1 protein-coding gene and 1 pseudogene are annotated in these 3,001 nt (G+C 48.4%); both read right to left on the bottom strand.

Annotated elements, in window-relative coordinates:
- Window positions 1-528: 528 nt before the first annotated feature.
- Window positions 529-1,578 carry an IS91 family transposase gene (locus tag ACYQ11_RS21810; protein WP_459925947.1) on the bottom strand — a complete coding sequence of 350 codons (1,050 nt, stop codon included), beginning with the start codon at window positions 1,576-1,578 and terminating at the stop codon, window positions 529-531.
- Window positions 1,569-2,455: pseudogene (locus ACYQ11_RS21805) on the bottom strand (tyrosine-type recombinase/integrase). Before ACYQ11_RS21805 ends, ACYQ11_RS21810 begins: the two are co-directional and overlap by 10 nt.
- Between the last annotated feature and the right edge of the window lie 546 nt (window positions 2,456-3,001).

Below are 3,001 nucleotides of genomic sequence, written 5' to 3'. Positions count from 1 at the left end.
CTCGATCTTCAAGTTTTCAGAAAGAACAAAGAGGGTTGGTGGGGTGGTAGCTGAGTCTGGCGATAAACTCAGGATTCAGTCTCGACCAAACCCTTCAAGGGAATATCGAAAGGCCAGCTACCGATCACTTTTTACGATTTTAGAGGCGCTTTTGCAATAAAATTTGTAAATAATTGAAATTAAGCTGAATTTTTATTTATATATAGTGTAGGCATGTGGTTTGACCCACAACACTGTGATCTGGGGAACCATATGCTGTTTAACGAATAAGGATAGATCGTGCGAGGTAACGAGCCACGATCTTATCCGGTTGTTGAACAAGCCCGGAGTAGTTGAATCGGCGGTCAATTTTATATGAAAATATATTTTTCAGTGTGGTTTGCCGTGAAGGTTTCTGAACGAGGAGCCTCATCAAAAGGGCGCACGTATCGTGCGAACCTTTTGGGACTTTTTTAAAATTCGCATTATATCATAGGGTTAAAACCCTCCTGTTTTTCAGTTGAGGTTTGGCTCTTGCCGTGGTTTCTTTTACCCCGGTTTGATTCCAGCCGGACGAACGCCGATCAGGACCATGTGTGATTTACAAAAGGGGCAGATGAACACAGGCCTTGGTCGACGGGTTGACAAGGGCGGCTTTACATGCAGGATCAGTTGAACCAGTGTCAGTAATTTTTTAGCATTTCCGTGAAGGAATCCATAGTCCCTGACCCTTCTAAACCCCCGAGGTAAGACATGGAGCAGGAAAAGCCATAGAAAATCTTCGCCATCGAGGGTGCGGGTTTTTGCTGTTCCGGTTTCACTTTCGATGTACCTGAACGTCACCTTGCCGTTTTTATTGGCAATGATATTGTTTTCGCTGATCACGCCCCGGTACAGATACCGGGACAGATACTTCAGTGCGGTGATACCCGTCCCCACACGGGTGCAAGCCACTACCCATTCGGGCCGGGCGCCTCTGGGGACAGGAAGGCCTTCCGTGTTCAGCCCGTCGAGAAACCGGGCGCGAAAGACCTTGGCCAGGGCTTTTTCATTGAACAGGTACTTGCCTTTTTTCTTCTTCCATTGACGCCTGGCCCGATTTATCCCACCGCCGGGAACAACCACATGGATGTGGGGATGAAAATCCAGCTTCCGGCTGTGGGTGTGCAGTACCATGGTCATACCCATATCCGCCCCGAGATGTTTGGGGTTTAGCCCAAAGTCTTTAAGCGTGTTTGCCACGCATGAAAACATCAACGAGTATACTTTTCTCTGATTCGTGTAGGCCACGCTTCGGAACTGACAGGGTAAGGTGAAGGTTACCATGTAGTAGTGAACCGGCAGTAACTTTTCCTGTTGCCTGTCGATCCAGCGGCTGGTCTCATGGTTCTGACACTGCGGGCAACTGCGATGACCGCAGGATAAGGGTTTCCATTCTCTATGCGTACAGTCGGAACACCCCAGATAGAGTTCACCGGCGTCCGGTGTGCGGCAGGTTTTCATGGCTGTGAGGGCTTTGATCTGGCTCGGCAGGATTTGCCCGTGATAGCGAGCCAGAAACGTATCGGCGTATTCATGGATGATTTCTTTTATTTGGATGAGCCCGTTCTTTTGAAGTCCACATGAATGGAATTCACCAGATTGTTGATGGTCGTCATGCTTTCTTTTTCCGTGACATCGGTGATATGGGCGTATCGTGCTGTCGTGTTCGGGTTGGCGTGACCGAGAATGGCCTGGATGTGGCGGAGGCTCAGGCCCTGTTCAAGCAGGTGGGTGGCAAAGCTGTGACGGAGGGAATGGATGGAGACTTTTTTTTAATGCCGCATTCGTCAACGACAACTCGCATTGCTTTCTGAACGCCGCCACGATCCATGGGCGATGTCGCAGCACGTATCGTGTCAGGTGACCCGTTGGCATTAGGGAAAAGAAGCGTTGGATTTCTGTGGCGTTTCCAGAGCTCGCGAAGACCCATCAATGTGAGATCCGGCAGTGGAACCAGCCGATCCTTGTGGCCTTTACCCCTTCGGATGTGAACAAGTCTGCGTTCAGTATCGATATCTCCGATCTGGAGGTGCAGTGTTTCTGCAAGGCGAAGCCCCATGGAATACGTCGTCAACAGAAAGACCCGGTAACGAAGCTTCCGCGTTGCCCCGATCAATCGTTCGATCTCATTGACCGTGAGAATGTCAGGAATGGTTTTGACCTGAGGCGGCTTGACAATATCCACCCATTGCCATTCTTTTTTCAAAACAAATTTCCAGAAATGCTGAAGTCCGCAACGGTCGATCTTGACCGTGCTCCAGGAATGGGATTCAACCAAGTCACTGAAATAAAGTTCCAGATCCTTCGGCTCAAGCTGATCCGGAGTGCAGTCAAAATAATCCCTGACCCTTCGGATTGAGCGAGCGTAAGCATCGACGGTTTTTTTAGCTTTACCCTGTAGTTTAAGGGTTTTCTGATGACATTCATACAACATGTCAAAACGGTTTACATCTGATTGATTCATGGTATACTCCTTTTCATTTGAATGAATTTCCACGCGTTCTTAAACGAACGCATCACAGAGTATACACAAATTTGGCATTTTCTGCCGCGATAGCGGCTTCGTTCAACGAACCGTTGCCATTCATCAAAAATTATGTGAGCCAGTTGAACGAAGCCCTTAAAACACTCAGCCCAAAGAAAGGCCTTTCGCGGACACAACAGTACTGGCTGTCTTTTTGTGTAATGGCCATAATGGTAACCAATTCGGTCTGCTGGGCTCGTTTCCGTAAAGTCGGTATCGGCCCAGTACGGCATCGGCGCATTGTCATGAATGTTCCGAAAATCAAACTTACCGTGGGATAGCCTGCTTGCGTCGAGTGTGATCATGATCTTGCAACGTCATGGAATCACCGAGGGCACAATCGCCATCGATGACACCGATAAGAAACGGTCAAAATCCACAAAGAAAATCGCCCATGTTCACAAAATTAAAGATAAGCCGTGCGGTGGCTTTATCATGGGTCAAAGCATTGTATTT

This window comes from Desulfatiferula olefinivorans (assembly GCF_054657895.1).
The sequence above is the reverse complement of the archived record's forward strand: the minus strand, read 5'-3'. Positions and strand labels throughout refer to the sequence as shown.